We start from the raw sequence: 892 nt of genomic DNA on the forward strand, positions 1-892 counted from the left end.
GCTATACCAACCGAACCCAAAATATGCTACAATACCCCTATGGCATACTCAGATGATTTTAGACAACAAGTACTAAGGCAACTAAATTGTGGTAAAACCTACCGACAGCTTGCCGAAGAGTACAATATCAGCACCCGCACCATTTTAAACTGGAAAGCAAACCCAGACAGAAAGGTGCGTACTTCTTATACTTCTAAGATAGACTTGGAAAAACTACGCCAAGATGTTCTTGACTACCCTGATGCTTATCAAAGAGAGCGAGCCACCCGTTTTAATTGCACAGATAGGGCGATTGCCAAGGCATTAAAACGCCTAAAACTTACTCGTAAAAAAAGCGATTAAAGCATCCTAATGCCAATATTGAACTAAGACAACAGTTTGTCAAACAACTTGAACAATACAAACAAGACAATCGTCCCATTGTTTATCTTGATGAGAGTGGTTTTAGAGGTAACACCCATCGCCCTTATGCTTATGCTCATCAAAGTCAAAGATGTTATGGAACCTATAACTGGCAAGCCAAAAATCAAACCAACGCCATTGGGGCAATCTATAACAACAAGCTGTTTGCTGTGGGTTTGTATGAATGCAGTATTAACAGTCAAGTATTTTACTCTTGGGTAGAACAAGTGCTACTACCAGAACTACCACCAAACAGTGTCATTGTGATGGACAATGCCACCTTCCATAAAAGACAAGACATACAAGAGTTGATGCAAAAGCACAATCACACCATTCTTTGGCTACCGCCTTACTCACCTGATTTAAATCCCATTGAACAAGTTTGGAGTTGGATTAAAGGATTAAGACAAGATTGGAGGTTGGATTGTATTGATAAGTTGTTCTTTTATTTTATGTGGTTGTGTGGTAGTTTTTAAGTTCGGTTGGTATA

2 protein-coding genes are annotated in these 892 nt (G+C 39.2%); both read left to right on the plus strand.

What is annotated here, in order from left to right:
- Positions 1-342 (plus strand): IS630 transposase-related protein (locus B5J93_RS08980; protein WP_228144914.1); only part of this gene is annotated, 342 nt, incomplete at its 5' end.
- Between the two features lie 17 nt (positions 343-359).
- On the plus strand, positions 360-878 hold the full coding sequence (locus B5J93_RS14420) for an IS630 family transposase (protein WP_079326082.1): 519 nt from the start codon (positions 360-362) through the stop codon (positions 876-878).
- Positions 879-892: the final 14 nt, after the last annotated feature.

The organism is Moraxella equi, assembly GCF_002027555.1.
In the GTDB taxonomy this organism is placed as follows: Bacteria; Pseudomonadota; Gammaproteobacteria; order Pseudomonadales; family Moraxellaceae; genus Moraxella; species Moraxella equi.